General features: G+C 72.9%; 28 protein-coding genes. 11 read left to right on the top strand and 17 right to left on the bottom strand.

The features are described from left to right. Nucleotides 1-78: 78 nt before the first annotated feature. Complete coding sequence (locus ACFWGZ_RS06550) at nt 79-1,359, top strand: SWIM zinc finger family protein (protein ID WP_382450454.1); 1,281 nt, start codon at nt 79-81, stop codon at nt 1,357-1,359. Beyond that, nucleotides 1,356-3,875 (top strand): DUF6493 family protein, encoded by a 2,520-nt coding sequence (locus tag ACFWGZ_RS06555; protein WP_382450455.1) that lies wholly within the window; start codon nt 1,356-1,358, stop codon nt 3,873-3,875. The genes ACFWGZ_RS06550 and ACFWGZ_RS06555 overlap by 4 nt, the downstream gene beginning before the upstream one ends. On the opposite strand, the gene ACFWGZ_RS06560 is transcribed toward ACFWGZ_RS06555, so the two are convergent. Beyond that, nucleotides 3,853-4,443, bottom strand: coding sequence for a bifunctional 4-hydroxy-2-oxoglutarate aldolase/2-dehydro-3-deoxy-phosphogluconate aldolase (locus tag ACFWGZ_RS06560; protein ID WP_382450456.1), 591 nt, complete (start codon nt 4,441-4,443; stop codon nt 3,853-3,855). The genes ACFWGZ_RS06555 and ACFWGZ_RS06560 overlap by 23 nt on opposite strands. A 134-nt stretch (nt 4,444-4,577) precedes the next feature. On the opposite strand from ACFWGZ_RS06560, the gene ACFWGZ_RS06565 reads away from it, so the two are divergent. Next, complete coding sequence (locus ACFWGZ_RS06565; RefSeq protein WP_382450457.1) at nt 4,578-5,666, top strand: FAD-dependent oxidoreductase; 1,089 nt, start codon at nt 4,578-4,580, stop codon at nt 5,664-5,666. Nucleotides 5,667-5,702: 36 nt separating this feature from the next. On the opposite strand, the gene ACFWGZ_RS06570 is transcribed toward ACFWGZ_RS06565, so the two are convergent. After that, nucleotides 5,703-6,587: an NAD(P)/FAD-dependent oxidoreductase gene (locus tag ACFWGZ_RS06570; RefSeq protein ID WP_382450458.1), complete on the bottom strand. Its 885-nt coding sequence runs from the start codon at nt 6,585-6,587 to the stop codon at nt 5,703-5,705. Nucleotides 6,588-6,635: 48 nt separating this feature from the next. Between ACFWGZ_RS06570 and ACFWGZ_RS06575 the strand changes: the two genes are divergently transcribed. Together ACFWGZ_RS06575 and ACFWGZ_RS06580 are read left to right on the top strand one after the other, a co-directional pair. Next, nucleotides 6,636-7,214 (top strand): helix-turn-helix domain-containing protein, encoded by a 579-nt coding sequence (locus tag ACFWGZ_RS06575; RefSeq protein WP_382450459.1) that lies wholly within the window; start codon nt 6,636-6,638, stop codon nt 7,212-7,214. Nucleotides 7,215-7,304: 90 nt separating this feature from the next. Continuing rightward, complete coding sequence (locus ACFWGZ_RS06580) at nt 7,305-8,051, top strand: class I SAM-dependent methyltransferase (protein ID WP_382450460.1); 747 nt, start codon at nt 7,305-7,307, stop codon at nt 8,049-8,051. Between the two features lie 151 nt (nt 8,052-8,202). Here the strand turns inward: ACFWGZ_RS06580 and ACFWGZ_RS06585 are convergent, their stop codons facing one another. Genes ACFWGZ_RS06585 through ACFWGZ_RS06610 form a run of 6 tightly spaced genes read right to left on the bottom strand, consistent with a single transcriptional unit; the run spans nt 8,203 to nt 13,614 of the window. Continuing rightward, nucleotides 8,203-9,453, bottom strand: coding sequence for a sensor histidine kinase (locus tag ACFWGZ_RS06585; protein WP_382450461.1), 1,251 nt, complete (start codon nt 9,451-9,453; stop codon nt 8,203-8,205). Next, a complete protein-coding gene (locus ACFWGZ_RS06590; protein ID WP_382450462.1) occupies nt 9,450-10,127 on the bottom strand; it encodes a response regulator transcription factor in 678 nt (225 codons plus the stop codon). Before ACFWGZ_RS06590 ends, ACFWGZ_RS06585 begins: the two co-directional genes overlap by 4 nt. Beyond that, entirely contained in the window at nt 10,124-10,615 is a 492-nt protein-coding gene (locus tag ACFWGZ_RS06595) for a hypothetical protein (protein WP_382450463.1), read from the bottom strand. The genes ACFWGZ_RS06590 and ACFWGZ_RS06595 overlap by 4 nt, the downstream gene beginning before the upstream one ends. Nucleotides 10,616-10,625: 10 nt before the next feature. Then, entirely contained in the window at nt 10,626-11,816 is a 1,191-nt protein-coding gene (locus ACFWGZ_RS06600) for an ABC transporter permease (protein WP_382450464.1), read from the bottom strand. Then, on the bottom strand, nt 11,813-12,493 hold the full coding sequence (locus tag ACFWGZ_RS06605) for an ABC transporter ATP-binding protein (RefSeq protein ID WP_382450465.1): 681 nt from the start codon (nt 12,491-12,493) through the stop codon (nt 11,813-11,815). Before ACFWGZ_RS06605 ends, ACFWGZ_RS06600 begins: the two co-directional genes overlap by 4 nt. Beyond that, nucleotides 12,490-13,614: an efflux RND transporter periplasmic adaptor subunit gene (locus ACFWGZ_RS06610; RefSeq protein WP_382450466.1), complete on the bottom strand. Its 1,125-nt coding sequence runs from the start codon at nt 13,612-13,614 to the stop codon at nt 12,490-12,492. The genes ACFWGZ_RS06605 and ACFWGZ_RS06610 overlap by 4 nt, the downstream gene beginning before the upstream one ends. Before the next feature lie 130 nt (nt 13,615-13,744). Between ACFWGZ_RS06610 and ACFWGZ_RS06615 the strand changes: the two genes are divergently transcribed. The 3 genes from ACFWGZ_RS06615 to ACFWGZ_RS06625 are packed head-to-tail and all read left to right on the top strand — an operon-like array spanning nt 13,745 to nt 16,372. Next, complete coding sequence (locus ACFWGZ_RS06615) at nt 13,745-14,593, top strand: helix-turn-helix domain-containing protein (protein ID WP_382450467.1); 849 nt, start codon at nt 13,745-13,747, stop codon at nt 14,591-14,593. Further along, a complete protein-coding gene (locus ACFWGZ_RS06620) occupies nt 14,568-14,741 on the top strand; it encodes a DUF397 domain-containing protein (RefSeq protein WP_382450468.1) in 174 nt (57 codons plus the stop codon). The genes ACFWGZ_RS06615 and ACFWGZ_RS06620 overlap by 26 nt, the downstream gene beginning before the upstream one ends. Nucleotides 14,742-14,800: 59 nt before the next feature. Further along, nucleotides 14,801-16,372, top strand: a complete 1,572-nt coding sequence (locus ACFWGZ_RS06625; protein ID WP_382450469.1) for a hypothetical protein — start codon at nt 14,801-14,803, stop codon at nt 16,370-16,372. A 12-nt stretch (nt 16,373-16,384) separates the two neighbouring features. Here the strand turns inward: ACFWGZ_RS06625 and ACFWGZ_RS06630 are convergent, their stop codons facing one another. The 3 genes from ACFWGZ_RS06630 to ACFWGZ_RS06640 all read right to left on the bottom strand — a co-directional run bounded on the left by ACFWGZ_RS06630 (nt 16,385) and on the right by ACFWGZ_RS06640 (nt 18,510). Beyond that, the gene (locus tag ACFWGZ_RS06630; protein ID WP_382450470.1) at nt 16,385-17,119 is read right to left on the bottom strand and encodes an SDR family NAD(P)-dependent oxidoreductase; all 735 of its coding nucleotides are present in this window, start codon (nt 17,117-17,119) and stop codon (nt 16,385-16,387) included. A gap of 100 nt (nt 17,120-17,219) precedes the next feature. After that, nucleotides 17,220-17,810 carry a TetR/AcrR family transcriptional regulator gene (locus ACFWGZ_RS06635; protein WP_382450471.1) on the bottom strand — a complete coding sequence of 197 codons (591 nt, stop codon included), beginning with the start codon at nt 17,808-17,810 and terminating at the stop codon, nt 17,220-17,222. A gap of 16 nt (nt 17,811-17,826) precedes the next feature. Next, complete coding sequence (locus tag ACFWGZ_RS06640) at nt 17,827-18,510, bottom strand: uridine kinase (RefSeq protein ID WP_382450472.1); 684 nt, start codon at nt 18,508-18,510, stop codon at nt 17,827-17,829. Nucleotides 18,511-18,656: 146 nt separating this feature from the next. Here ACFWGZ_RS06640 and ACFWGZ_RS06645 point away from each other — a divergent pair, with 146 nt between their 5' ends. Further along, on the top strand, nt 18,657-19,169 hold the full coding sequence (locus tag ACFWGZ_RS06645) for a hypothetical protein (RefSeq protein WP_382450473.1): 513 nt from the start codon (nt 18,657-18,659) through the stop codon (nt 19,167-19,169). Between the two features lies 1 nt (nt 19,170). Here the strand turns inward: ACFWGZ_RS06645 and ACFWGZ_RS06650 are convergent, their stop codons facing one another. Genes ACFWGZ_RS06650 through ACFWGZ_RS06670 form a run of 5 tightly spaced genes read right to left on the bottom strand, consistent with a single transcriptional unit; the run spans nt 19,171 to nt 22,958 of the window. After that, the gene (locus ACFWGZ_RS06650) at nt 19,171-20,754 is read right to left on the bottom strand and encodes a Na+/H+ antiporter (RefSeq protein ID WP_382450474.1); all 1,584 of its coding nucleotides are present in this window, start codon (nt 20,752-20,754) and stop codon (nt 19,171-19,173) included. A gap of 19 nt (nt 20,755-20,773) precedes the next feature. After that, the gene (trxA, locus tag ACFWGZ_RS06655) at nt 20,774-21,082 is read right to left on the bottom strand and encodes a thioredoxin (protein WP_382450475.1); all 309 of its coding nucleotides are present in this window, start codon (nt 21,080-21,082) and stop codon (nt 20,774-20,776) included. After that, nucleotides 21,073-21,459 carry a MerR family transcriptional regulator gene (locus tag ACFWGZ_RS06660; protein ID WP_382450476.1) on the bottom strand — a complete coding sequence of 129 codons (387 nt, stop codon included), beginning with the start codon at nt 21,457-21,459 and terminating at the stop codon, nt 21,073-21,075. The genes trxA and ACFWGZ_RS06660 overlap by 10 nt, the downstream gene beginning before the upstream one ends. Nucleotides 21,460-21,504: 45 nt before the next feature. Next, complete coding sequence (locus tag ACFWGZ_RS06665) at nt 21,505-21,897, bottom strand: hypothetical protein (RefSeq protein WP_382450477.1); 393 nt, start codon at nt 21,895-21,897, stop codon at nt 21,505-21,507. A gap of 11 nt (nt 21,898-21,908) precedes the next feature. Further along, entirely contained in the window at nt 21,909-22,958 is a 1,050-nt protein-coding gene (locus tag ACFWGZ_RS06670; protein ID WP_382450478.1) for a DUF6745 domain-containing protein, read from the bottom strand. Between the two features lie 358 nt (nt 22,959-23,316). On the opposite strand from ACFWGZ_RS06670, the gene ACFWGZ_RS06675 reads away from it, so the two are divergent. Continuing rightward, nucleotides 23,317-23,772 (top strand): winged helix-turn-helix domain-containing protein, encoded by a 456-nt coding sequence (locus ACFWGZ_RS06675; RefSeq protein ID WP_382450479.1) that lies wholly within the window; start codon nt 23,317-23,319, stop codon nt 23,770-23,772. 91 nt (nt 23,773-23,863) lie between these two features. After that, nucleotides 23,864-24,736: an aminoglycoside phosphotransferase family protein gene (locus ACFWGZ_RS06680; protein WP_382450480.1), complete on the top strand. Its 873-nt coding sequence runs from the start codon at nt 23,864-23,866 to the stop codon at nt 24,734-24,736. Here the strand turns inward: ACFWGZ_RS06680 and ACFWGZ_RS06685 are convergent. Continuing rightward, a partial coding sequence (locus ACFWGZ_RS06685; RefSeq protein ID WP_382450481.1) for a helix-turn-helix transcriptional regulator occupies nt 24,713-24,994 on the bottom strand: 282 nt, incomplete at its 5' end. The two genes, ACFWGZ_RS06680 and ACFWGZ_RS06685, sit on opposite strands and share 24 nt — an antisense overlap.

Here is a 24,994-nt window from a genome sequence, read left to right on the forward strand (position 1 = left end):
CGAGTCCGGGTGGCGGGCCGCAAACGATATTCGCCCGTTCCGGCCCTCTGTCGAACGTGTGTTCTCTAGAGTGCGCGGATGCACTCGTACGCCTACGTCGCCGACTCCCGGCTGGACGAGACGCGGCGCGCCCTGGGGCTGCAGACCTCCGGCGGCCGGGCGCCGAACCCGCGCTTCTTCACCGGGTTCCTCACCGACTCGCAGGTGGCCGCGTCGTCGTTGCTCGCCATCGCGAAGATCGCCGGCACCCGGTACTTCCAGCCCACCCCCGAACGCCTGCGCGACCCGGTCGTCACGTGCAACGGCGACCGGTTGCGCTTCGAGTCGTTCTCGGGCTGCTGCGGTGTCTACGCCCGCCTCGACGTCCTCGGTGGAGCGCTCGACGGCGAGGTGCACGACCGCGGCACGACCAACGTGGACGTCAACGAGCCGCTGCGGCGCGCGCTGGCCCGCGTGACGAAGGGCGACCCGCTGCACCTGACCGTCGGGCCGGACCAGGTCGAGGTCGGCACGCTCGACGGCGCGGTCGTCGAGAAGAAGGTGCCGCTGCCGCCGCGCTGGCTGCGCGGGTTCGCCGAGACGCAGGTGCTCACCTCGCGGTTCGACCTGCGGGCCGAGCTGTCGCCGGCCGACGCCCAGCGGTTCCTGCGCACCCTCCCGAAGGGACGCGCTGCGGTGTGGGCGGTACCGGCCGGGAAGTCGTTGCGGCTCAGCGGGTCCGCGTCGGGCACGGCCGTGTGCCTCGCCGGCCCGAACCGGCTGGAGGCGCTGATCCCGTTGCTGCGCTTCGCGAAGGCCGTCCGCGTCTACGGCCCGCCGTCGGCCGGCCTGCCCGTCGCGAGCGGCTGGGAGGTCGACCTCGGCGCGCACCGCCTCACGCTCGTCCTGTCGCCCGAGGTGAACCGCGGCCTGTCCGGCGAGGGCGCCGTCCTGGACGGCCTCGCCGCGGGCGACGCGGACACCGACGCCGAGCTCGTCGGCGCGCTGCTCGACTTCGAACCGCGGGTGGACGTCGCGGACCTCGCCGGCCGCTCCGGGCTCGCGGTGCAGCGGGTGAAGGACGCGCTGGCGCAGCTCGGCACCGCCGGCCGGGTCGGCTACGACCTCGCCGAGGCGTCCTACTTCCACCGCGAGCTGCCCTACGACGGCGCGGACGTGCAGGCCATGAACCCCCGGCTGCGCAACGCGAAGGCGCTCGTCGAGCAGGACGCCGTGCGGTGGGACGGCGGGACCGCGGTGGTCGGCGGCCACCGCGTGAACGGTGAGGCGTGCACCTGTCAGTGGTGGACGGAGTACCGGGGCGGGCGCGGCAAGTGCAAGCACGTGCTGGCCGCGGACATGGTGAGAGGCAAGGCGTGAGCTTCGACAGGATCCGGGCGCTGATCGAGTCGCGCCAGCTGCTCGCGCTCGGCGAGGTGCTCGGGAGCCTCGCCCCCGGCGACCGCGCGGCGTGCTCGAAGGAGCTCGTCGCGTTCGAGAAGGAGCACCGCGCGGGCCCCCGGAGCTGGGAGCACTTCGAGGCGCTCGCCATCGCGGGCGCCGGGGTGCTGCCGAGCGCCGCGACGCTCACGCCGTGGCTGATGCGCTACCGGGTCTGGTGGGACGAGCGCAGCCCGCTCAACCCCGGGCCGGTGCTGCTCGACGTGCTGCGGCGCCGGAACCCGCCGTGGCTGCCGGACCTCGCCGCGCGGCTGGCCGCGAAGATGTCGGTCCGCGACCTGTCCCGCAGCGACGTGCTCGGGGTGGTCGTGGCGTTCTGCGGCGACGACCCGCCGGACTCCGACGGGTTCCTGGCGCACCTGATGGCCTTCGGCGGGCACGAGCGGTGGCGTCCGAGTTTCGACGTGCTGATCCCGCGGATGCTGGAGGTCGCGGGCGCCGGGCAGTCGTTCGCGGCCGACCGGGACTGGCTCGCGTTGCTGAGCGAGAGGGGCGACCGGCAGGTGCTGCTCGACGGCTGTCTCGCGCGGCTGCAGCAGGGCGGCGGCGTCACGGAGATGCAGGGCTTCCTCGCGCTGCACGACGCTCTCGACGTGACGCTCGACGAGAGCGCCGTGCACGTCCGCGACTACGTGGCGATGCTGCCGGACTCGCGCTCCACCGTCGCCGCGCTCGCCCAGGAACGGCTGCGGCGGCTCGACGAGGCGGGCCGGCTCGACTTCGGCCTGCTCGGCGACGCGAGCCGGTGGGTGTTCGGGCGCACCGAGAAGAAGCTCGTCCGCACACAGCTGGCGTGGCTGGGCAAGCACGCGCGGACCGCACCGGACGAGGTGGTGCTGATCGCCGCGGAGCTGTTCGCGCACGAGTCGGACGACCTGCGCGGCCAGGCGGTCGCCCTCGTCGCCAAGCACCTCGCGAAGATCGGCGACGACACCCGCGCCGAGCTGCTGGAGTGCGCGCGGCAGCTCCCCGCCGACCTCGCCGCGCGGCTCGGAGCCGTTGCGGCGCAGGAGGAAGCCGTCACGCTCACCCCGGTCACACCGGGCCCGTGGCCCGAGCCGATCGCGTCGCTCGGCGACCTGACGCGCGAGGTGCTGGGGCTCTACGGGCGCACCGCCGGCCAGATCGGCGGGGTCGCGGCCGAACGCGTCGTCGAGGCGCTCGTGCGGTTCGCCTGGCAGGACCGCGACGCGCTCACCAAGGCGATGCGACCCGTCTACGAGAAGCACTCGTGGATCCTCGACCGCAGCGCGTACGACCGCCACCCCGGCCACGCGAAGCGCAACGCCCACACCGAGTTCACGGCCGTCCTGGCCGCCGTGGCCGCGCCCCCCGAGACACCGGGGAGGTTCTCCGCGGCGCTCGACTTCGCCCGCGAGTGGCGCGCCCAGCTGAAGAGGGCGGACAACGGCGGTCTCGCCGACCAGCTCGCCGAACGCCTGCACGAGATCGAGAAGGGCCTCCGGTACGCGCCGCGGCCCGCCCTGGTGTGCACCCCCACCCTGGGGTCCGGGCTGATCGACCCGGCCGTGCTCGCCCAACGCCTGGCGCGGGCCGAGGCCGAGGGCTGGGAACCGTGGCGGCGCGACCTCGACCAGGCCTGCCACCGCCTGCCCCGCACCGCCACGCCCGCCGACTTCGCCGAGGTGGCGGGCGCCGCGGCGGCGAAGGTGCGGGTGTGGCTCGGCACCCGGACCGACCCGGTGATCACCGTCGAGGAGCGGACCTACCACTACCCGAAGTACTGGCGCACCCAGCAGGACATCAGCGACACCGGCCTGCTCGCGGTCGTCGTCCCCGGCCTCGAAGAACCCCAGGAACGCCTGCACACGTTCGACGGGTGGGGGCCGATGATCGAGTGGTGGCCGTTCGTGCTGCCCGCGCAGCGGGAGGTCGTCGCCGCCCACCTGGTGCCGCACTTCCGCGGCCGCACCGCGTCGAAGGGCGACGACGGCCCGCTGCTGCCGCTGCTCGCCGCGGCGGACGGACCCGCGGGCCCGGCCCTGCACCTCGCCCTCTGCTACGGCCTCGGCGCCGAACTGACCGTCAACCGCGCCCACGCCGTGGACGCGCTGCTCGCCCTGGCGTCCCGCGACCAGCTGGACGGCCGCCTGCTGGGCGACCTGCTCGGCCGCGCGCTCGCCGGCGGCGGCCTGGCGCTGAACCGCGTCGTCCCCGGCCTGCGCGACACGGCCCGCGCCGGCGCCCCGCGGCAGGTGTGGGAGGCGGTCGCGGCCGCGTTGCCGCAGCTGTGGGGGCACAACCGGGTCGCCGACGTGGTCGAGCTCGCCGTGGAGCTGGCGCAGCAGGTCGAGCCCGGTGGCGAGGTCGGCGGCCTGGCCGGGGTGGCGGCGCGCAAGGGGTCGAGCCGCACCGCGGTGCAGGCGAAGCGGCTGGCGGAAGCGCTCGCGGTCAGGCCCGCAGCAGTGCCGTGACCTCCTCGACCGGCGTGCGGGCGAGAGCGGAGCCGACCCCGCACGCCACGGCGCCCGCCTCCAGCCACGCGGGCACGTCGGCCGGCGCCACACCGCCGGTCGGCACCAGCGGCGCGTGCGGCAGCACGGCCAGCACGTCGCGCACCCACCGCGGCGTCGGCGCGGGGAACACCTTCACCGCGTCCGCGCCCGCTTCGAGGGCCTGGACGACCTCGGAGACGCTCCCGGCGCCCGGCAGCACGGCGGCGCCGTGGCGGTGCCCGGCCCGGATGACCGAGGTGTTCAGGTTGGGCGCCACCAGGAACTGGGCCCCGGCGCGCACGGCGGCCACCGCGGAGGCCTCGTCGAGCACCGACCCCGCGCCGATGACGGCGTGCGGGTGGTCCGCGCGCAGCCGCCGGATCGCGTCGAGCGCGCCGGGGTTGGTCAGCGGCAGTTCGAGCGAGGTGAGTCCGGCGGTCAGCAACGGGACGGCGGCCTCGACGGCGGAGGCGGTGTCGGCGGTGCGGATGATCGCGATGACGCCCTGCCGCACGACGGCCCTGATGATCTCGTAGCGGTAGCTCACGCCCGCCACCCTACGACGCCTGACAGGTGCTGCCAGCGGCTGCCAGCGACGTGTGCGGCCGGTGCCAGTGGCGGCGACGAGGGTGGGCCGTGCCGTCAGGGAGGCGGCACGATCACCCCAGGGGAGTCCCACCCATGCACGTCACGATCATCGGCGCCGGCCTCGGCGGCCTCACGCTCGCCCGCGTGCTGCACGTCCACGGCATCCCGTCCACGGTCTACGAGGCGGAGGAGTCGCCGACGGCGCGCTCGCAGGGCGGCATGCTCGACATCCACGACTACAACGGCCAGCTCGCGATCGAGGCCGCCGGGCTCGTGGACGAGTTCCGCGCGCGGGTGCTCCAGGGGCGCGAGGCGTTGCGGGTGCTCGACAACGACGGCACCGTCCTGCTCGACAAGGCCGACGACGGCACCGGCGGGCGGCCCGAGATCCAGCGCGCCGACCTGCGGCAGATCCTGCTCGACTCGCTGCCCGCGGGCACGGTCCGGTGGGGCGCCAAGGTCACGGCGGTCGACGGCCGGACGGTCTGCTTCGCCGACGGCTCCACCGTCGAGGCCGAGCTGCTGGTCGGCGCGGACGGGGCGTGGTCGCGGGTGCGGCCCGTGCTCACCGGCGCCCGGCCCGAGTACACCGGCATGGCGTTCGTCGAGACCTACCTCCACGAGGCCGACACGCGGCACCCGGCCGCCGCGAAGGCCGTCGGCGGTGGGTCGATGTTCTCGCCCGGCCAGGGCAAGGGGATCTTCGGGCACCGCGAGGCCGGCGACACGCTGCACGCCTACGTCGAGTTCAGCCGCCCGCTCGAATGGTTCGACGGCTTCGACGTCACCGACCCGCTGCGCGTCGCGGCCGAGTTCGAGGGCTGGGCGCCGGAGCTGACCGCGCTGATCACCGAGACCGACACGGTGCCGCTGCTGCGCCCGCACCACGCGCTGCCCACCGGGCTGCGCTGGGAGCGGGTGCCCGGCGTGACGCTCGTCGGCGACGCCGCGCACCTGTCCGCGCCCAACGGGGAGGGCGCCAACCTCGCCATGCTCGACGGCGCCGAGCTCGCCCGTGCCCTCGCGACCCACGCCGACGTCGAGGAGGCGCTGACCGAGTACGAGGAGGCCATGGTCGTGCGCGCAGTGGCGGCCACCGAGGACTCCGACCGGATGCTGGAGAGCCTGTTCGGCGAGGGCGGCGCCCCGCAGAAGCTGCTCGCCATGCTCCACGACGCCTGAGCACCCGGGGACGGCCGTCAGCGCCGGTGGTGCTGGTCACGCGAGGAGGTCCGCGTTGATGCGGGCGCCGGCCAGCGCACCGGCCGCGGCGGACGCGCCGACCTGGGCGGTGAGGTCGGTGGCGTTGCCCGCGACCCACACGCCCTTCACCGGCGTCGTGCCCGCCGGGCCGCTCACGAACCTCCGGCCGTGCGGCACGTCCTCCAGCGGCAGTCCCAGGCCCTCGACGCCCTCGGTGCGGGCGATCATCGTGGTGGCGACGGCGATCACCCGGCGGGGCACGACCTCGCCGCCGGCCAGCCGCACGCCGGTGATCGCGTCCCCGGCGGACTCGACCGCCGCGACCGGCGTCTCGACGACCCGGATGCCGCGTCCGGCGAACTTCGCGCGGGTGTCGTCGTCGAGTTCGGTGCCGTGGGCGAAGAACACGAGGTCGTCGGTCAGCTGCCGGAACAGCAGGGCGTGGTGGGGGGAGCCGAGCACGCCGACGGGTTCGTCGCGCACCTCCCAGCCGTGGCAGTACGGGCAGTGCACGACGCCGCGCCCCCAGTGCCCGGCCAGCCCCTCCACGTCCGGCAGCACGTCGCGCAGTCCGGTGGCGACCAGCACGCGCTTGGCCCGCAGTGCGGTGCCGTCGGACAGGGTGAGGGCGAAGACGTCGCCGGCCGGCTCGGCGCCGGTCACCTCGCCGTGCACGATCCGCCCGCCGTACCGGCGGACCTCGTCACGGCCGCGGGCCAGCAGCTCAGCGGGCGGGATGCCGTCGAGGCCGAGGAGCCCGTGCACGCCGCCGGCCGGGGCGTTGCGGGGCGCCCCGCCGTCGACCACGACGACCGAGCGGCGGGAACGGGCCAGCATGACCGCGCCGTTCAGGCCGGCGGCGCCACCGCCGACGACCACGGCGTCCAGGAGTTCGTCCATGGCTGCGACGGTAGGCATGTCTTGCGTCATGGGCATACGATCGTGCGCATGACGCAAGAAAACGGCGATCTGGACGGCCTCGTGCGCAAGCGGATCCGCGCGCTGCGGGTGGCGCAGGGCTGGTCGCTGGACGAGCTCGCGACCCGTGCGCGGCTGAGCCCGTCGTCGCTCAGCCGCATCGAGAACGGTCAGCGGCGGCTGGCGCTGGACCAGCTCGTCACCCTGGCGCGAGCCCTGGACACCACGCTCGACCAGCTCGTCGAGACCGACACCGACGACGTGGTCGTCAGCCCGATGATCGACAGCGGTCACGCCGTCCTGCGCTGGCCGATCAGGGCCGAGCCCGGCATGACGGTCATGCGCCAGCGGATGACGACCCCGCCGCCGGACAACCCCGCGGCGCTGCGCGCGCACTCCGGCCGCGAGTGGCTGGTGGTGCTGTCGGGGACGGCCGTCCTGCTGCTGGGCAACCGGCGGCTGCGGGTGGAGACGAACCAGGCGGCGGAGTTCCCGACGATGCTGCCGCACGCGATCGGCACGGCGGGCGGGCCGTGCGAGATCCTCGGCATCTTCGACCGGGAGGCGCGGCGCGGCCACAACGCCGGCAAAGCGGCCAAGACCGGCTGATCTTGCGCGGGCGGCAGCACCGGAGCCCGGTGTCTTGCCGAATGCGCAAGTGACCGTGCACCTGACGCACGACGGACCTACGTTCGCCGCATGAACGAACACGGACATGGCCACGGTCACGGCCACGGCCACGGCCACGAACACGGCCACGGGCACGACGCGGACCAGGCCGAGATCCTCGACCTCGACGCGGAGCTGCTCACCGAGCACACCGCGGCCATCATCGACTGGCTGCCCACGGCCGATCCCCGCCACGTCGTCGACCTGGGCGCCGGCACGGGCGCGGGCACGTTCGCCCTGCTGGCGCGCTTCCCCGAGGCGCGGGTCACCGCCGTCGACTCGTCGGTGGAGCACCTGCGGCGCCTGCGCGACCGGGCCTGCGCCCGGGGCGCCGCCGTCCACACCGTCCAGGCCGACCTCGACGCCGAGTGGCCGGACCTCGGCGCCCCCGACCTGCTGTGGGCCTCGGGCTCGCTGCACCACATGGCCGACCCGGACCGGACCCTGCGCCAGGCGCACGACGCGCTCGCGCCCGGCGGCGTGCTCGCGGTCGTGGAGATGGCCGGCATGCCGCGGTTCTTCCCGGAGAGCCGGGTCGAGCACGACGAGCGCGTGCCGCACCGCGGCGCGGACTGGGGCCCGGTGCTGCGCAGGGCGGGCTTCACCGTCGAGGGTGAGCGGACCGTCACCGTCCACGTCGAACGGTCACCGGCCGTGGAACGCTACGCCCGCGCGGTTCTGCGCCGCCGGCTCGAGCCCGCGGCGGTGGAGGAGGCCCTGCGCCGCGACGACCTCGCGCTGCGCACCGAACGCACCGTCTGGGCGGCGCGGAAGTGACCAGCCGGAGGTGGAACGGACCCGTGGAGAGGATCGAGGTGTGGCGCGGTGTCCTGCCCGGCGCGCGCGACGGTGACGCACCCGGGAACCGGCCGCGCGGTGGACCGACTTCCCGCCGCGCTGCCTGAAGCGCCGGCGTCGCCCGGCCCGGTCACGGCCCCAGCAGCACCCGGAACACCGCGCCCTCGCCCGGCGCGGTGTCCACCTCCACCCGCCACCCGTGCGCCGCGACGAGCGCCGCCACGATCGCGAGGCCCAGCCCCGTCCCGCCGGGCCCGCGGGCGGGATCGGCGCGGTAGAACCGCTCGAAGACCCGTGCGGCCTGGTCCGCGGCGAGACCGGGCCCGTGGTCCGCCACCGAGAACCCGTCCTCCCGCAGCCGGACCTCGACCGGCGACCCGGCCGGGGTGTGGATCAGCGCGTTGTCCAGCAGGTTGGTCAGCACCCGCCGCACCCGCGCCTCGTCCGCCCGCACCACGACCGGTCCGGCCGGCAGCTCCACCGACACGACGCGGGCGGGATCGCGCAGCCGCGCCTCGACGACGGCGTCGCTCACCGGCACGACCAGGTCCACTGTGGACAGAGTGAGCGGCTGCTCGGAGTCCAGCCGTGCCAGCTGGAGCAGGTCGTCGACCAGCAGGCCCATCCGCGACGCGTGGTCCTCGATGCGCTTCAGCACCTCGGCGGCGTCGGTCGCCGCGCCCTGCCGGTACAGCTCGGCGTAGCCGCGGATCGACGTCAGCGGGGTGCGCAGCTCGTGCGAGGCGTCGGCTACGAACTGGCGCAGCCTGCCCTCCGAACGCACCCGTGCCGCGAACGACTGCTCGATCTGGCCGAGCATCGTGTTCAGCGCCGACGCCAGCCTGCCCACCTCGGAACCGGGCCGCCGCACCGGCACCCGGCGCGACAGGTCGCCAGCAGCGATCTCCCCGGCGACCTGCTCGACCTCCTCCAGCGCCCGCGTGGACGCGCGGACCAGCGCGTAACCGGCCATGCCCACGAGGACCAGCGCGCCGAGGCCGATCAGCAGGAACGCGAGCCGCAGGTCGTCCACGGCGCGGTCGACGTCGGAGCGGTCGAGTGCCGCGATCAGCTCGTCGCCGTCCAGTTCGCGCATCACGACCCGCGAGGAGCCGATGCTCACGTGCTCGCCGGGGGTCATCGTCCCGAACGGCGGCAGCCCCGGCAGCGGCGTGCCCGCCAGGACGCCGCTTCGGTCGCGCAGCACCATGTTGTCGCGCAACGGCAGCGAGCGCGGCAGCGACACCGCGCGGTCGAGCCGGGCGTCGAGCTGGTGCAGGAGGTAGTCCTCCATCACCTTCGACCCGATCAGCCACGTGCCGGCGAGGCCCGCGGCCGCGAGGGCCACAAGCACGACCACCAGCCGCACGCGCAACGTCATGGGCGGATCATGTACCCGATCCCGCGGACGGTGCAGATCAGCCGCCGCTCACCGGTGTCGACCTTGCGCCGCAGGTAGGAGATGTACGACTCGACCACGGCGGCGTCGCCCTCGAAGTCGTGCGACCACACCTGGTCGAGGATCTGCGCCTTCGACAGCACGCGCCCGCTGTGGCGCAGCAGGCAGTGCAGCAGCCGAAACTCCGTCGGCGACAGCTCGACGACCCGCGTCCCGCGCCGCACGACGTGGCTCTCCACGTCCAGCGACAGGTCGCCGCACGTGAGCTGCTCCTCCTCGCCCGGCCGGGTGCGGCGCAGCACGGCGGTCACGCGGGCGATGACCTCCTCCAGGCTGAACGGCTTGGTGATGTACCCGTCGCCGCCGATCGTCAGGCCGGTGACGCGGTCGTCCGCGCCGTCGCGCGCCGTCAGGTACAGCACCGGCACCCGCACGCCCGCCGACCGCAGCCGCCGCACCACCTCGAACCCGTCGCGGTCGGGCAGCATCACGTCCAGCAGCACCAGGTCCGGGGCGCCGGTGCGGGCCGCGTCGAGCGCCTCGGACCCGGTCGCCGCACTCGACACGGCGAACCCCGCGAACCGCAGGCTCGCGCACAGCAGCTCGCGGATGCTCGGCTCGTCCTCGACGACGAGCAGCCGTCCCCGCCCGGTCATCCCGTGGCCGGGCGCTGCGTGATGGTCTGCCCGGTCACGGTGCCGTCGGAACCGGCCTGGCCCTGCACGACGACCTGCTGGCCCGCCTTCAGGTCGGACAGCTTGCCCTCGGAGGTGATGTCCACCTTCGTGGAGTCCGAAGTGGACACCTTCACGACCTGGCCGTTCTGCGTCTTCACGTAGACGGTCGTGCCGTCCACGTGGTCGATCGTGCCGGCGGTGCCCCGGCCGAACCCGCCGTTGGGCCGCTGCTGCGCGCCCGAGGGAGGGGTGCCGGTGCCGCCGGGGAACTGGCGCCCGGCCGCGTTCTGGCGGGCCGGGGCCTGCGTGGAACCGAAGGACCTCTGCACGACCACCCCGCCGACGAACGCGACGACGGCGAGCACCGCCACCCCGAGGACGATCGTGGTCCTGCCGAAACCCGCCTTGCGCTCCGCCAGTTCGGCGGGGAGGTCGTTCTCGAGCGGCTGGTCGAGAGGATTGGACACCACAGCACTCCTATTCGTGCCTGAGGGCTTCGATGGGGCGCAGCCTCGCCGCGCGGGAAGCCGGGTAGCTGCCGAAGAACAGGCCGATCAGCGCGGACACCGCGAACGCGAGCAGCACCGACGACGGCACGACCACCGGCTGGATGCCGGCGATGGTGAAGCGGCTGCCGATCATCCCGGCGGCGACGCCCAGCGCCCCGCCGAACAGGCTCAGCAGCGTGGCCTCGATCAGGAACTGGCCGAGGATCGACGACCGCGGCGCGCCGACGGCCTTGCGGATGCCGATCTCGCGGATCCGCTCGGTGACGGTCACCAGCATGATGTTCGTGATGCCGATCCCGCCCACCAGCAACGAGATCGCCGCCACCGACGCGAGCAGCACCGTGAACGTCTCGGTCGTCGCGGTCCGCGCGGTGAGCAGCTGGTCCTGGCTGAGGATGCGGTAGTCGGCGGTGCCCGTGACCCTGTGCCGGCCGTCGAGGACGGTCGTGACCTGGGCCTGCGCGTCCGGCAACGCGTCCGCGGACCGCGCCTGCACGACGATCTGGGTGAGGCCGCCGTAGCCGGTCAGCGCGTTCTGCGTCGTCGTCAGCGGCGCCACCGCCAGGTCGTCGGCGTCCTGCAGCCCGCTGGACCCCTTGGCCGCCAGCACCCCCAGGACGGTGAACGGGATGTTGTTGACCAGCACGGACTTCCCGACCGGGTCGGTGCCGGGGAAGAGCGCGGCGGCGACGGTCGAGCCGATCACCACGACCTTGCGCGCCTGCTGGACGTCGTCGTCGGAGAACAGGTTCCCCTGCGCGACCGCGCTGTTCGTGGTGTCGAAGTAGTGCGGGTCCGACCCGATGAACTGGCCGATGTCGTGCGTGGTGTCGCCGTACCCGGCGGTGGCCTGCGCGGAGACCACCGGGGAGGCGTACCTGACGGCGGGGGAGTCGGGACCGGTCAGCGCCGCCGCGTCGGCCGTGGTCAGCGGCCTGGTGGTGGTGCCGGGCTGGGCGCGCTGCGGGCTGATCGTCAGGATGTTCGTGCCGAGCCCCGCGATGCTCTGCTGCACCGCGCTCGACGCGCCGTTGCCCACCGCGATCAGCAGGATCACCGACGCGACCCCGATCAGGATGCCGAGCGTGGTGAGCCCCGACCGCATCTTGTTCGCCGTCAGGCCGCGCACGGCGAAGGCGGCGATCTCGAAGAACCTCACACCAGCACCCCCGCGACCTTCCCGTCCACCACGCGCACGGTCCGCATGGCGTGGGCGGCGACCTCGTCCTCGTGGGTGATCAGCACGACGGTGCGCCCGCTCGCGCTGAGCCGGTCCAGGATGCCCATGACCTCACGGCTCGAGTCGGTGTCGAGGTTGCCCGTCGGCTCGTCCGCCAGCACGATCGCGGGCGAGGTGACCAGCGCCCGCGCGATCGCGACGCGTTGCTGCTGGCCGCCCGACAGCTCGTTGGGCCGGTGGTGCGTGCGGTCCCCGAGACCGACGAGGTCGAGCGCGGCCAGCGCGCGCTCGCGACGCCGTGCACGTCGAACTCCCGCGTACACCAGCGGGAGTTCGACGTTGGCGAGTGCCGTAGTGCGCGGCACCAGGTTGAAGGACTGGAAGACGAAACCGATCTTCCTGTTGCGCAGCAACGAGAGCTGCTCCTCGTCGAACTCGCCCGTGTCGATGCCGTCCAGCAGGTACTTGCCCGACGACGGCACGTCGAGGCAGCCGAGGATGTTGAGCAGCGTCGACTTGCCGGAGCCCGACGCGCCCATGATCGCGATGTACTCGCCCTTCGCGACGGTCAGGTCGAGTCCGCGCAGCGCGTGCACGGCGGTGTCGCCGGACCCGTAGGTCTTGCGGAGGTCGCGGACCTCGATGACAGGGCTCATCGTCCGGTCCCGGTGAACCCGCCGCCGTTGTTGCGCTGGCCGCCCCCGGTGCCCGGGAAGGTCCCGCCCTGCTGCCGGTTCTGGTTCTGGTTCGTCGAGGTCGTCACCGGCGGCAGCACGACCTCCTGCCCGGCGCTCAGCCCGGACCTGATCTCCACGTACTGGTCGCCGCGCACCCCGACCTCGACGGTCTTGCGCGTCTCCGCGCCGTTCTCGAGCACCTGCACGGAACTCGTGCCGCCGACGGTCTGCACGGCCGCGGCGGGCACGGCGAGCACGCCGGTGGCCGCGGCGACGGTGATCTCGACGCTCGCGGACTGGCCGGGCCGCAACCCCTCCGGCGGCTGGGTCAGCGCCAGCGTCACGCCGTACTGGACGACGTTGTTCGCCGTCGTGGGCGTGAGGTCGACCTGCGCGACCTTGGCCTGGATCGGCGTGGACTGCATCGCGTTGACCGTGACGGTCGCGGCCTGGTCGCCCTTGAGCTTGCTGACGTCGGACTCCGAGACGTTGGCCTTCAGCACCAGGTTCTTCAGGTCGGTGACAACCACGAACCCGGACGCCGCCGTCGTGGTCGTGCTCGACGAACCCGTGTTCGCGGAGGTGCCGCCGGACCCGACCTTCTGGCCGACCGACCCGGTGATCGACGTGATCGTGCCGTCGCCGGGAGCGGTGAGCGTGGTGGCGCTCAGGGTGTCCTGCGCCTGCTGGAGCGCGAGCTGCGCCTGCCGGTAGGCCGTGAGCAGCGCCGTGGTGCCGGTGCCCTTGGCGAGGGCCGCGTCGAGGTTGCCCTGCGCGATGTCGACCTGCAGCTGCGCCTGCGCCGGGTCGAGCCGCGCGAGCGGCTGGCCCTTCGTGACGGTGTCGCCGACCTTCACGTCGATCTCGGTCACCGTGCCGCTCGCCCCGAAGGACGCCGCGGCGCTGAACGAGCTCTGCACCGTCCCGGACGCCGTGACCACCTCGCTGACGTCGCGGGTGGCGGCGGCGGCCGTGCGGGCCGCGGTGGGCTGGGCGTTGCCGGACGAGCCGAAGAACACCAGGTAGCCGGCCACGCCGGCGCCGAGGAGCACCACCACCAGCAGCCCGTTGATCACCAGGGCTCTGCGACGTCGAGTCATGGACCGGGATCGTCGTCCGCGAGTCTGTGGCCCGGCTGCGAGTTTCCTGGGAGCCGGCTGAAGATCAGAGCGCCCGGATTTCACCCGGTTGTGCACCTTTTGCTTTTTCGGCAAGCCCTAGCGTCGGGGGATGGCCACGACCACCCCCTCCACCGCCTACAGCCGGGACCTGGGCGACGAGCTGCGCCGGCTGCGCGAGACCTGCACGGGACTGACGGGCGCCGCGCTGTCCGTGCGGCTCGGCTGGGACCCGAGCAAGCTCTCGACGATCGAGACCGGCAAGTACCGCGCCAGCGAGATCGACCTCGTGCAGTACCTGTCCATGTGCGGCAAGGACATCGACTTCTTCGAGGACTTCAAGCGGCGCTACCGGTACGCGTTCGAGGAGTACATCGTGCAGGTGTCGGACAACCTGCGCACGCTCGCGATGGCGGAGTCGACAGCGGTAGCGATCACGAGCTACGACACGCAGGCGATGCCGGGCCTCGCGCAGACTCCGGAGTACGCCGAGGGGCTGTACCGGATGGGCGGGTACGTCGCGCAGGAGCGGATTCCGGCGGTGGTGCAGTTGCGGATGGACCGGCAGGCGATCCTGCGGCGGCACGACCGGCCGGACTGCCTGTTCTACGTGCACGAGAACGCGCTGAGGACTCGGGCCGGCGACGACCGGCTGATGGCGGACCAGTACGCGCGACTGCTCTTCCGGCAGTTCAGGATCCGCATCGTGCCGGCCGATGCGCCGCTCGTGGCGACGAGCTGCGTGTTGTGGGAGTACGAGAAGGCGATGCCGATCGCGTTCACCTCCACCGACCTGGCGAAGGTGTTCGTGCAGGACCCGGGTGCGATCGCGCGGACCCGGCTGCTGTTCGACCGTTTGGCTGAGGTCGCTTGGGATGAGGGACACTCTCGGAGCAAGCTGGTCGAGTACGCCGGCCTATCGCGAGAGGACCTCGATGACGCAGGAACGAGCATGGCGTAAGAGCAGCTACAGCGGCGCGACCGAGGACGACAACTGCGTCGAGGTCTCCCTGTCTCGTGATGCCCTCGTCCGCGACTCCAAGAACCCCTCCGGCGGTGTGCTGACCTTCTCGCCGGACGCCTGGGAAAATTTCCTCGCGGACCGTTGAACCGCCGCCCGTTCCCCCACGTGTACCCGCCGAACGAACGGGAACGAGGGGGACGGGTCATGGCTGACGAGAAGACGGTGCTGATCGGCCGCTGTGGCCCGACGGTGATGCTGCCCAAGCAGGGCAGCAAGATCGTGCCGTTGCGCCGGGGCGAGCAGCTGCGGGTGGACGTCGCCGGCGGCGGGCCGGTCGGTCTCGCCTACGCGTGCACGCTGAAGTCGTTGCTGGGGGACCAGGTCGCGATCCGCGTGCACGACCGCCGGTGGACGCGCCAGGGCGACCGCGTCGTGTGGCGCGGCACCGCCGAGGGCAACACCCGGCGCGAGCAGGTCGTGACGCTGCAGTCCAACGTGTGGGCGGCGCTGCCGCAGGCGGTGCAGCAGCGGCTGTTCACGCCCGGCAGGTTCTCCGAGATGTGGCCGCTGGGGCCGGACTCGCCCGCCTCCAAGGGGCGCCCGCGCAACATCAAGATCCGCTGGATCGAGGACTGCCTGCTCGACATGGCGCAGGACGTCTACGGCATCGAGGTCGTGCCCGCCGCCTACGAGAAGCCCGCGCGCTGGGACGGTCTGCACGTCCTCGCCATCGCCGACGGCGCCCGGTCCGCCACCCGCGACTCGCTGAAGGACCACTTCGGCACGCCGAGCCGGGAACTGTTCTCCGTGGACGGTTCGCCGCTCGACGAGCGCGTGCTCGGCATCCGCGTCACGGCCAAGGTGCCCGACGAGCACACCGTGCCGCTGACCGTGGGGCAGAACAGGTTCCTCTTCAACTCGCTCGGCGGCGGCTTCATCAACATGCGCCTCACCGCCGAGGAGGCCTCGGAGATCGTGGCGCTCGGCGAGAGCGGGCCGGTGTCGTGCATCGGCAAGTTCGGTTGCGCGATGCGTCCCGACAACGGCCGCTTCGTCTGCGACCGGCACCGCGCGGTGTTCAAGCCGTCCGTCGACCGCCTGTCCTTCCTGTGGCCGCGGATCCTCGACGGCCTGCGGTTCTTCGGCGTCGGCGTGGCCGACGTGGTCGCGATCAACTCGTTCACGCTCGGCATGCAGCAGATGTCGAAGTTCACCGCGCAGCTCGCGCCGTCGACGTTCGGGTTCCTGCTCGGCGACGCGGCCAACTCGCTGCACTTCTGGCCCGGCCGCGGCCTCAACACCGGGCTGAAGAGCGCGCTGTCGCTGGCGGTGAACCTGCAGAAGCGCTGGCGCGGCCAGGCTTTCCGCGCCGCCGACTTCGCGCAGCACGAGGGGATCATGCAGCAGTTGCAGTACCGCGAGAAGTCCCGCGCCTGGACCACCATGCTGATGCCCGACTCCGAGGGCACCCCGCGCGGCATCGAGGACCGCATCCGCGAGGGCCTGCAGGGCCCGTACGACCGCGCCGCGCTCGTCTCCACGCTGTACCAGCGCGTCCTGGAGATCAAGAAGCGCCTCGGCGACCGGATGGGCTCGCTCGCCACCGACGAGTGGTACTACGGCCGCATCACCGCGATGGACACCCGGACGTTGAAGGTCATGGTCGAGTCCGGTGCCTGGATCACCCGCGAGATCGGCGGCGAGGAGGTCGAGATCCCCTCGGCCGAGGTCCGGGCCGTCGAACCCGTCCGCCGCGGGCTGTCGCTGGTCAGCTGAGCCCGGACCACCTCAGACCTGGGCGTAGCCGCCGTCCACCGCGAGGTCGGAGCCGTTGACGTAGCTGGAGGCGTCCGAGGCGAGGAACACGGCCGCCGCCGCGATCTCCTCCGGCTCCGCCAGGCGGCCGAGCGGGATCGTCGCGTCGGCGCCCGCGAGCGCGTCGGACGGGAGCAGGTCGAGCAGCTTCTGCGTGCGGGTGGCGCCGGGGGAGAGCACGTTGATCCGGTACCGGCGCTTGCCGGCCTCGTGGGCGAACCCGCGGACGAGGTTGCGGATCGCGGCCTTCGTCGCGCCGTAGGCGGGCATGAACGGCTCGGGCCGCAGGGCCGCCGTCGACCCGGTGAGGATGATCGACGCGCCCGGTGCGAGCAGCGGCAACGCCTTCTGCACGGTGAACAGCGAGCCCTTGACGTTCGTGGTGAACAGGGCGTCGAACTGCTCCTCGGTGATCTCGCCCAGCGGGGCGACGCTCCCGATGCCCGCGTTGGCCACCAGCACGTCGATCCGGCCGGCCTGCTCGGCGACCACGGCGTAGAGCCGGTCGAGCTCGTCGAGCCTGCCCACGTCGGCGCGGATCCCGGTCACCTCCGGCCCGAGCTCGGCCTCGACCTCGTCGAGCTGCGCCTGCCGCCGCCCGGTCACGAACACCCGCGCGCCCTCGGCGCGGAAGGCCCGCGCGATCGCCAGCCCGATGCCCGAGTTGCCGCCGGTCACGACCGCGACCTTGCCGTCCAGCACCTTCATGACCCGTCCTCCGTCAGTTGTTGACCGTACGGTCCATAATCTGCCGAATATGGACCTCTTGGTCAAGAACTAGGGTCGTGTCGTGCGTCACCAGGGGTGATCAGGCGGCGGGCAGCAGTCCGGTCAGCAGTGCCTCGGCGATGACCTCCAGTGCGGCCGGGTCCTGCCCGATCCGGCCGAGCACGACGAGCCCGAGCTGCCCGGCGAGCACGGCCTGGGCCGTGACCTCCGGGTCGAGGCGGGCGGCGGCGTCGCCCTCGCGCTGCGCCCGCCTGATCGCGTCGGCCAGCACGGCGGAGGTCGCGGTGTAGCTGCGGCGCGCCTCCGCGGCCACCTCGGCGGTGCTCGCGGACAGCTCCATCGCGGTGTTCGCGAGCAGGCACCCGCGGCGCGCCTGCTCGCCGCCCGGGTCGCGGAACGGCCCGCTCACGAAGGCGCGGACGACGTCGATGCCGCGGTCGGCCTTGTCCAGCCACTCGCGCAGCATGCGGTCGTTGGCCTCGTCGTACTCGCGCAGCACCCGCAGGAACAGCCGCTGCTTGTCGCCGAACGCCCCGTACAGGCTGCCCTTGCCGAGACCGCTGGCCGTCATGAGGTCGTCGAGCGACGTGCCCGCGTACCCCTTGTCCCAGAACGCGGTCTGCACGGCCGAGAGCACGCGCTCCTCGTCGAACTGGCGTGGTCGCGGCATGGGGCCGAGGATATCCTTACTGGACTGGTCGGTCCAGTGAGCCGAGCCGCCTGAGCACGGGGTTCGCCACGTCGGCGTTGTCCACCACGACCGACGCCCGCGCCGCCGGCCCGACCTCGTCGAGGTAGCGCCGGCTCGCGGCGTGGTAGCGCAGGTCGAACGCCCGCCCGGCCCGCTCCGGCCCGCCGAGCAGCTCCGCGTCCCTGCGCGTGCCGCGGTCGCGCGCCACCTCGAACGGCGTGTCGACGAAGACCACCTCGTCCCACTCCAGCTCCCGCTGCAGGAAACTGCCGTCGACGACCAGCACTAGGTCGTCCGGCGCCAGAGCGGGCGGTTCGTCGACCGGGGCGTCGGCGCGCAGGTCGATGATCCGGCGGCGGTAGAGGCGGCTCCCGCCGGGGCCGAGCGGGTCGAGCACCAGGCGGCGGAACGACGCGAAGTCGTAGGCGTCGGCGTAGTAGCCGTCCGCGGAGTCCCGGCCCTGCCGGTGCCTGACCGCCCTGGGGTGGTGGAAGCCGTCCATCGACAGGTGGGTCGCCGGGCGGCCTCTGCCGGCGATGGCCGAGGTGAGCTCACGGGCCATCGTCGTCTTGCCGGACGCCGTGATGCCGTCGACCGCCACGCGCAGCGGGTGGCCCGGGGTCGCGGAGGCGAGGTGGTCGGCGATCTCGCCCAGCACCAGGTCCCGTGGAGTCGTCATGGGTGCGACTCTATGTCAGGGCTTGGTTGGTTTTTCATTGTTTTGCGGCGCGAAATGGAATATCGAATTGTTTGTCCCGGAGGTGTTTTTTCGGGCTAGAGTCGTTCTCGGCCCGGGTTTGCGGGGTTGTCGGGAACGGGGTGTTCGTGTCGTCCGAGCTCACTCTTGTCAAAGCCGGTGTGTACGTGTCCGGGGTCATTGTTGTGATTGCCGGTCTGGTCGGCTACCTGGCGCCGGCCTCGGACAACAAGTGGTGGCCGTTCGGCGCAAGCGCTCTGACGCCGGTCGTAGCCGCCTACGCACTCGTGGTCGGCGCACTGGTGATGGCGGTTCCCACGTGGGCATCGGTCCTGCTCGCGCCTGGTGGAACGGCAGTGGCGCCCCGGCGAATGCCCTTGCCAGTCCGCAGAACAGCGGTACGCGAGGTGGCGGCACAACCGACAGATCGAGATGTCGTCGGAACCGGGCAGGCGGTTCCCGTGGCCGAGGGGAAGAACCCGCTCGGCCACGGGACGCGTGGTGAAGAGGACGGCTTGAAACGGCAAAGGATCGGGTGCGAGACTGAAGGAAGCCGGGCCCCGGGAATTGGCCAACTGTGTTCCGCGCTCCCGGACCAGCCGCAATCCGGGCGAATCACGGTCAAGCTGCGCAAGCCGTAGCTCAGTCCTCATCCACCTCGCGCCGCGCCAGCCGCACTTCCTCCACGTCCAGCTTCCGCTGGATCGTCCGCAGCACGATGTCGTCGATCGCCTCCTCGTCGCGCAGCCGCACGACGGTCGCCCGCTTGTGCGCGATCAGCTCCAGCTTCAGCGCCGCGTACTCGACCTCGGACTGCACGATCTCCTCGTCGCCCGCCTGCTTGCCGCGCACGACCTCCCGGTGGTGCTCGTACTCGGCCAGCACCCGCTTGTAGACGACGTCGGAGACGCCCACCCGGTCGGCGATCGACGGCAGGGCCTCGTAGGCCTCCTCCGACGCCGTCGACTGGGCCAGGTGGAGCTCCTTCTCCAGCGCGGTGTCCTCGGGCAGCCGGGACAGGCGGATGATCGACGGCAGCATGATCGACTGGACGATCAGGGTCACCAGGACCACGCCCGAGGTGATGAGGACGATCTCCTCGCGGAACGGGAACGGGCCGCCGCCCACCACGGTCTCGGGCACGGCCAGCGCGGCCGCCAGCGACACCGCGCCGCGGAAGCCCGCCGCCGAGGTCACCAGGCGCTGGCGGGCGCCGACTCGGCGGAGGCGTTGCTGGGGGCGGCGGTCGATCGCCCTGATGACGTACGGGGTGGTGTAGCTCCAGAGCAGCCGGGTGCCGGCCACGGTCAGGGCGACCAGGCCGATCGCGCCGAACGTGGCCAGGGTCTGCGAACCGTCCAGCGACCGCAGCGCGGCGTGGGCCTGGAGTCCGATGAGGACGAACAGGGAACCGTTCAGCAGGAACGTCGCGATGCCCCAGAACGCGTAGCTCACCTGGCGGGTGTCGGCGCGCACGATGAGCGGGCCCACGCGGGCCAGGGCCAGGCCGCACGTCACCACGGCGATCACGCCGGAGCCGTGGACGGTCTCGGCGAGCAGGAACGCGGCGAACGGGGTCAGGATGCTGACCACCGTCTCGTGCAGCGGGTTGTCGAGGCGCTTGCGGACCTGCACGGCGAGCCACGCGACGAGCAGGCCCGCGACGGCGCCGCCCGCGTAGGACAGCAGCAGCCGCAGGCCGACCATGCCGGTGCTGAACTCGGCCTCGCCGATGGTGATCGAGACGGCGATCGCGTAGATCACGAGCGCCGTGCCGTCGTTGATGAGCGACTCGGCGCGCAGGATCGTGGTGGTGCGGCGCGGCATGCCCCGCGCGATCGCCGAGACGGCGGTCGCGTCGGTCGGGGCCAGTGCCGCGCCGAGCACCCACGCCGGGCCCCAGTCGAGACCCAGCGCGTGCGCCACGGCGGCGACGGCCGCGGCGGTGGCGAGGACGAGCAGCGTGCTGAGCAGCACGATGGGGCGCAGGTTGCTGCGGATCTCCCGCAGCGAGGTGTTGAGGCTCTCCCAGTACAGCAGCGCCGGCAGGAAGATCAGCAGCATCGCCTCGGGAGGCAGGCTGACCGCCTCCAGGGCGGGGACGAAGCCGAGCACCGCGCCGCAGACGACGAGCAGCACCGGCGCGGCGACGCGCAACCGTCCCGACGCGACGCTGCTCGCCAGGATGCAGACCCCCAGCACCACGACCAGTTCAAGACCGAGCATGCGCTGAAGATTAGGCGGCTCAGGCGCTCAGCGCGTCATCCAGCTCCGCCAGCAGCCGCGACTTGGGTCGCGCTCCCACGATCTGCCGGATCGGCACGCCGTCGCGGAACAGCAGCATCGTCGGCAGCGACATCACCTGGTAGTCGCGGGCGGTCGCGGTGTTCTCGTCGGCGTTGATCTTCAGGACGGTCAGGTCGCCGCGCTCGCGGTCGATCTCGTCGAGCACGGGCGAGAGCATGTGGCACGGTCCGCACCACTGCGCCCAGAACTCGACGAGCACCGTCCCGGTGCGGGTGCTCTCGGCGAAGGTGGCATCGGTCAGCTGCACGGGGACTCCTCGGGGTCGGGCACGAGACACGGGTCTTGGAAGGCGAGCCTGGCCAGCAGAAACTCCCGGACGGTCTGGAGCCGCTCCAGGCACGCGTCCACCTCGGCGAGCCTGCGCCGGTAGACCTCGCGCGAGTCGGGGCACGAGTCGCCGGAGGAGTGGCCCGCCCGCAGGCACGCCACGAACGGCCGGGTGTCCTCCAGCGAGAGCCCAACGGCCTGCAACGACTGGATCTCCCGCACCAGCCGCAGGTCGTGCTCGCCGTACTCGCGGTAGCCGTTGGCCGCGCGCTGCGCCCGCAGGAGCCCCTCGGACTCGTAGAAGCGCAGCGCGCGGGTGGTGGTGCCGGCTCGCCTGGCCAGTTCGCCGATCCTCATGGACCGAACGCTAGACCTTGACGTTCACGTCAAGGCAAACGTCGCTCAGTCCGCGACGAGGCCCCAGACGGTCGACTGCCGGCGGAGCAGCCACCGGCCCGGCGCGATGCCGGTGCCGCCGTGCTCGGGGTGCAGCAGGTAGACGGGCGCGGAGTTCTCGACGACGGCGACCTCGCCGCCGGGCGACCACCGGCAGGTGCCCGGATCGGCGACGAGGACGTGCGGGTTGCGGCCGCCGAGCCCGGCCACGAGGTGGACGCCCCGCGGGGGCACCCACCGGTCCGCGGTCTCCTCCGGGACGAAACCGAGCGCGGAGAACGGGATGACGATCAGGTCGCCCTGGGCCTGCAGGCCGTCGACGACGGGGACGGTGGCTTCGCGCTCGAGGTGGTCGAGCGCGTCGACGCTGGTGCGGTCGACGAGTTCAGCGAGGTTCATGGTGTGGTTTCTCAGGTGCGTCGGAGGAGTTGGGCGTACTGGCGGGCTTCGAGGCCGTAGGTGACGGCCGCGGCGCCGAGCGGGTCGCGGTACCACCGGCCCACGGGCAGGCCGTACCGGCGGCGGGTGCCGTCGCGCTCGACGGACCCGTTGGTGACCATCAGCAGGTTCAGGCTGCCCCACAGGTCGTAGAGCTCCAGGGCGCAGCCGGGGTTGCCGGGATCGGGCGCCGTGCCGAGCAGGGGCGGCCCCGCCCGTGCGACGTAGGCGTCCCAGCCGAGGCGTTCGGCGGCGGCCAGCCGCACCTGGTGGTCGGGCTCGGTCAGGATGCGCACGACGTCCGGTTCCTCCACCGCCCACCGCGGCACCTTCCGGCCGTGCCACGCGCAGGCGCCGCTGCCGTCCGCGAACGTGACGGCGGGGCCGTTGTCGTTGTGCGGCACCGAGTCCGCGTCCAGGTGCAGGGCGGTCGGCCGGTCGGCCAGCACGCACCGGCCCTCTCTCGGCCACCACCAGCCGGTCGAGCGCGCGAGCACCGCCCAGGACTCCAGGAGCGGGCCGCGCAACCGGCCGCGGGCGTCGAGTCCGGCCAGCCAGTCCGCGTCGTGCTGACCTGACCAGCCCAGGCCCGGCGACCACGGCATGGTCGAGTTCACCAGGGGGACGAGGCAGTCGCGGACGGTGCGGCGCAGCCGGTGCCCGGCCAGGCCCCCGTCACCGGACAGGCCCCCTTCACCGGGACGCCACTCGCCGGGCCGCCGTCGTGCGGGCCGCCACAGCGGGCGGCGCAGTTCTGCGAGCAGGCCGGCGATCCGCGCCTCGACGGACCGCGGGTCACCGGGGAAGCGGAAGGTCTCCGCGGCGGGCAGCACCGTCGTGGCCTCCGCGGGGGAGCGGACCCACACGAACTCCGGCGGTGGCCTGTCGACGGCCGCGTAGATCCGGGCCACGGCGGCCTCGGCGGCGGGACGGTCGGCGGGTTCCGTGCTCAGCGCGTGGGCGGACCAGTCGTCGCGGAGCAGGTCGGGAGAGCGGGCCACGAGCCCGCCCGGTGCGCTCACGGCGCGAGGGCGCGCACGCCCTTTCGAGTCGGCATGCGGAAGATCGTGGCACCGATCGCCCGCGGTCCGCAAGCGCGAATGTTCCCGCCTCGCCGGAGGATCGTCACCGGTGCGGCGCAGGGGGAGCATGTCGGACTCCGACAGTTGTTCAGCAGGTGGACGTCCTTGCCCGGCCGATTCGCCGGTACCTACCGTGGGTGCCGGTCACGACGACCGGGGGCGAACCGCCTTCGTCCGGCTCGCCCCCGGTTCCCCACTGCAGCAAGGACTTCCCATGCCCTGTCCCGGCACCAAGAGTCCACAAAGGACCACCGACGCCTCCGCGATCGCGCGGACGACCTGACCGGGGAGACGGGACATGCGGTTCAGCATCACCATCGACACCGAGAACGAAGAGACCGCGCTGCGGCTGCTGGCCGCCATGAAGGACGTCGGTCTCGTGCAGTCGCCCGCGGCTCCCGAGCCCGCCGCGGCGGAAGTCCGGATCCTGCCGCACACCCGGCAGCTCCTGGTCCGCGACGAGGTCGTCGAGACGACCCGGCTCGAGTTCGAACTGCTGTTGCACCTGTGCCGGCACCCCGACCGCGTCCACCGCCGCCGTGAGCTGCTGTCGGCGGTGTGGGGCATCGACGACGACTACAGCGGAGCCCGCACGGTCGACGTGCACGTCCGGCGGGTGCGGCAGAAGCTCGGCGCCGCGGCCGACGTGATCCAGACCGTGCGCGGCGTGGGGTACCTGGTGGCGTCCAGCGGCCGGGTGCGGGTCGAGGGCTCGCCGAACGTGGTGCGGCTGGCGGACCGCCGCGCCGGCTGAGGCGGCGGGCCTGCCGTTCGAAAAGGAGTTGCTCCTGTCCGAGGACCCGGTGTTGCATGCGGCGACACCGGATCCGCGGAGGAGTGGCTGAATGCACCAGGGCGAAATCGCGACGGACGTGTCCCTCGTGGAGTCCCTGGTCCGCTCGCAGTTCCCGCACTGGCGGAACCTGCCGATCACGCGCGTGCGCCACGGCGGCACCAACAACGCGATCTACCGCCTCGGCGACGAGCTGGCGGTCCGGCTGCCGCGCATCGGGTGGGCCGCGAACGAGGCCGAGCGCGACTTCGGCGTCATCCCAGGCCTCGCCCCGCACCTCCCGCTCGCCGTGCCGGAACCGCTCGCGCTGGGCGAGCCGGCCGAGGGCTACCCGTACCGCTGGTCCGTGGTGCGCTGGCTGCCGGGCGAGATCGCGCCGCCCGGCGAGGCCGGCGCGAGCACCCCGGTCCGGCTCGCGGAGTTCGTCCTGGCGTTGCAGGAGATCGGCACCGGCGGCCGGGAGTGGACCACCTACCGCGGGCGGCTCGACCACTCCGACAGCGACGAGCGGGTCCGCTCGTGCATCGCGGAGCTCGGCGGCGACCCGCGGCTGCTCGCGTTGTGGCGGGAGGTGCTCGACGCGCCGCGCTGGGACGGTCCCGCGCGGTGGCTGCACGCCGATCTGCACCGGGGCAACCTGCTGTTCGCCGGAGGCGAGCTGACCGGCGTGATCGACTGGGGCTCCGCGGGCGTCGGCGACCCGGCCGGCGACCTCATGACGGCGTGGCTGTTCCTGGACGCGCGGGGCAGGGCGCTGTTCCGGCGCGAGCTGCGCGAGTTCGACGACGCCGCCTGGCTGCGCGCGCGGGGCTGGGCGCTGGAGATGGCGGTGGTCGCGCTGCCCTACTACCGCGACACCAACCCGTTCCTCGCCGGCATCGCCCGGCACGTCCTCGACCAGCTACTGGCGGAACGCGCCGGGTGACGTGCCCGTCTCGCGCAGGAAGAACTTCGTGAAGTTGGTGGCCTCGCTGAACCCCAGCCGGTGCCCGATCGCCGCCGACGACAGGTCGGTGTGCGCGAGCAGCCGTTTCGCCTCCAGCGCCACGCGGGCGTCGATCAGCGCCTTCGCCGTCCGCCCGGTCGCCGCGAGGCAGATGCGGTTGAGGCTGCGCGCCGAGTAGCCGATCGCCGCCGCGTACTCGGCGGCGTTGCGCGATCTCGTGAACGCGCGTTCCAGCTC

Source organism: Lentzea sp. NPDC060358 (assembly GCF_042725365.1).
Taxonomy (GTDB): Bacteria; Actinomycetota; Actinomycetes; order Mycobacteriales; family Pseudonocardiaceae; genus Lentzea.

What these genes read in the sequence shown, in the direction of transcription:
- ACFWGZ_RS06550 (WP_382450454.1), top strand. Translation starts at nt 79, where the DNA reads ATGCACTCGTACGCCTACGTCGCCGACTCCCGGCTGGACGAGACGCGG.
- ACFWGZ_RS06565 (WP_382450457.1), top strand. Translation starts at nt 4,578, where the DNA reads ATGCACGTCACGATCATCGGCGCCGGCCTCGGCGGCCTCACGCTCGCC.
- ACFWGZ_RS06570 (WP_382450458.1), bottom strand. Translation starts at nt 6,587, where the DNA reads ATGGACGAACTCCTGGACGCCGTGGTCGTCGGCGGTGGCGCCGCCGGC.
- ACFWGZ_RS06575 (WP_382450459.1), top strand. Translation starts at nt 6,636, where the DNA reads ATGACGCAAGAAAACGGCGATCTGGACGGCCTCGTGCGCAAGCGGATC.
- ACFWGZ_RS06580 (WP_382450460.1), top strand. Translation starts at nt 7,305, where the DNA reads ATGAACGAACACGGACATGGCCACGGTCACGGCCACGGCCACGGCCAC.
- ACFWGZ_RS06585 (WP_382450461.1), bottom strand. Translation starts at nt 9,453, where the DNA reads ATGACGTTGCGCGTGCGGCTGGTGGTCGTGCTTGTGGCCCTCGCGGCC.
- ACFWGZ_RS06590 (WP_382450462.1), bottom strand. Translation starts at nt 10,127, where the DNA reads ATGACCGGGCGGGGACGGCTGCTCGTCGTCGAGGACGAGCCGAGCATC.
- ACFWGZ_RS06605 (WP_382450465.1), bottom strand. Translation starts at nt 12,493, where the DNA reads ATGAGCCCTGTCATCGAGGTCCGCGACCTCCGCAAGACCTACGGGTCC.
- ACFWGZ_RS06610 (WP_382450466.1), bottom strand. Translation starts at nt 13,614, where the DNA reads ATGACTCGACGTCGCAGAGCCCTGGTGATCAACGGGCTGCTGGTGGTG.
- ACFWGZ_RS06615 (WP_382450467.1), top strand. Translation starts at nt 13,745, where the DNA reads ATGGCCACGACCACCCCCTCCACCGCCTACAGCCGGGACCTGGGCGAC.
- ACFWGZ_RS06620 (WP_382450468.1), top strand. Translation starts at nt 14,568, where the DNA reads ATGACGCAGGAACGAGCATGGCGTAAGAGCAGCTACAGCGGCGCGACC.
- ACFWGZ_RS06625 (WP_382450469.1), top strand. Translation starts at nt 14,801, where the DNA reads ATGGCTGACGAGAAGACGGTGCTGATCGGCCGCTGTGGCCCGACGGTG.
- ACFWGZ_RS06630 (WP_382450470.1), bottom strand. Translation starts at nt 17,119, where the DNA reads ATGAAGGTGCTGGACGGCAAGGTCGCGGTCGTGACCGGCGGCAACTCG.
- ACFWGZ_RS06635 (WP_382450471.1), bottom strand. Translation starts at nt 17,810, where the DNA reads ATGCCGCGACCACGCCAGTTCGACGAGGAGCGCGTGCTCTCGGCCGTG.
- ACFWGZ_RS06640 (WP_382450472.1), bottom strand. Translation starts at nt 18,510, where the DNA reads ATGACGACTCCACGGGACCTGGTGCTGGGCGAGATCGCCGACCACCTC.
- ACFWGZ_RS06650 (WP_382450474.1), bottom strand. Translation starts at nt 20,754, where the DNA reads ATGCTCGGTCTTGAACTGGTCGTGGTGCTGGGGGTCTGCATCCTGGCG.
- ACFWGZ_RS06660 (WP_382450476.1), bottom strand. Translation starts at nt 21,459, where the DNA reads ATGAGGATCGGCGAACTGGCCAGGCGAGCCGGCACCACCACCCGCGCG.
- ACFWGZ_RS06665 (WP_382450477.1), bottom strand. Translation starts at nt 21,897, where the DNA reads ATGAACCTCGCTGAACTCGTCGACCGCACCAGCGTCGACGCGCTCGAC.
- ACFWGZ_RS06675 (WP_382450479.1), top strand. Translation starts at nt 23,317, where the DNA reads ATGCGGTTCAGCATCACCATCGACACCGAGAACGAAGAGACCGCGCTG.
- ACFWGZ_RS06680 (WP_382450480.1), top strand. Translation starts at nt 23,864, where the DNA reads ATGCACCAGGGCGAAATCGCGACGGACGTGTCCCTCGTGGAGTCCCTG.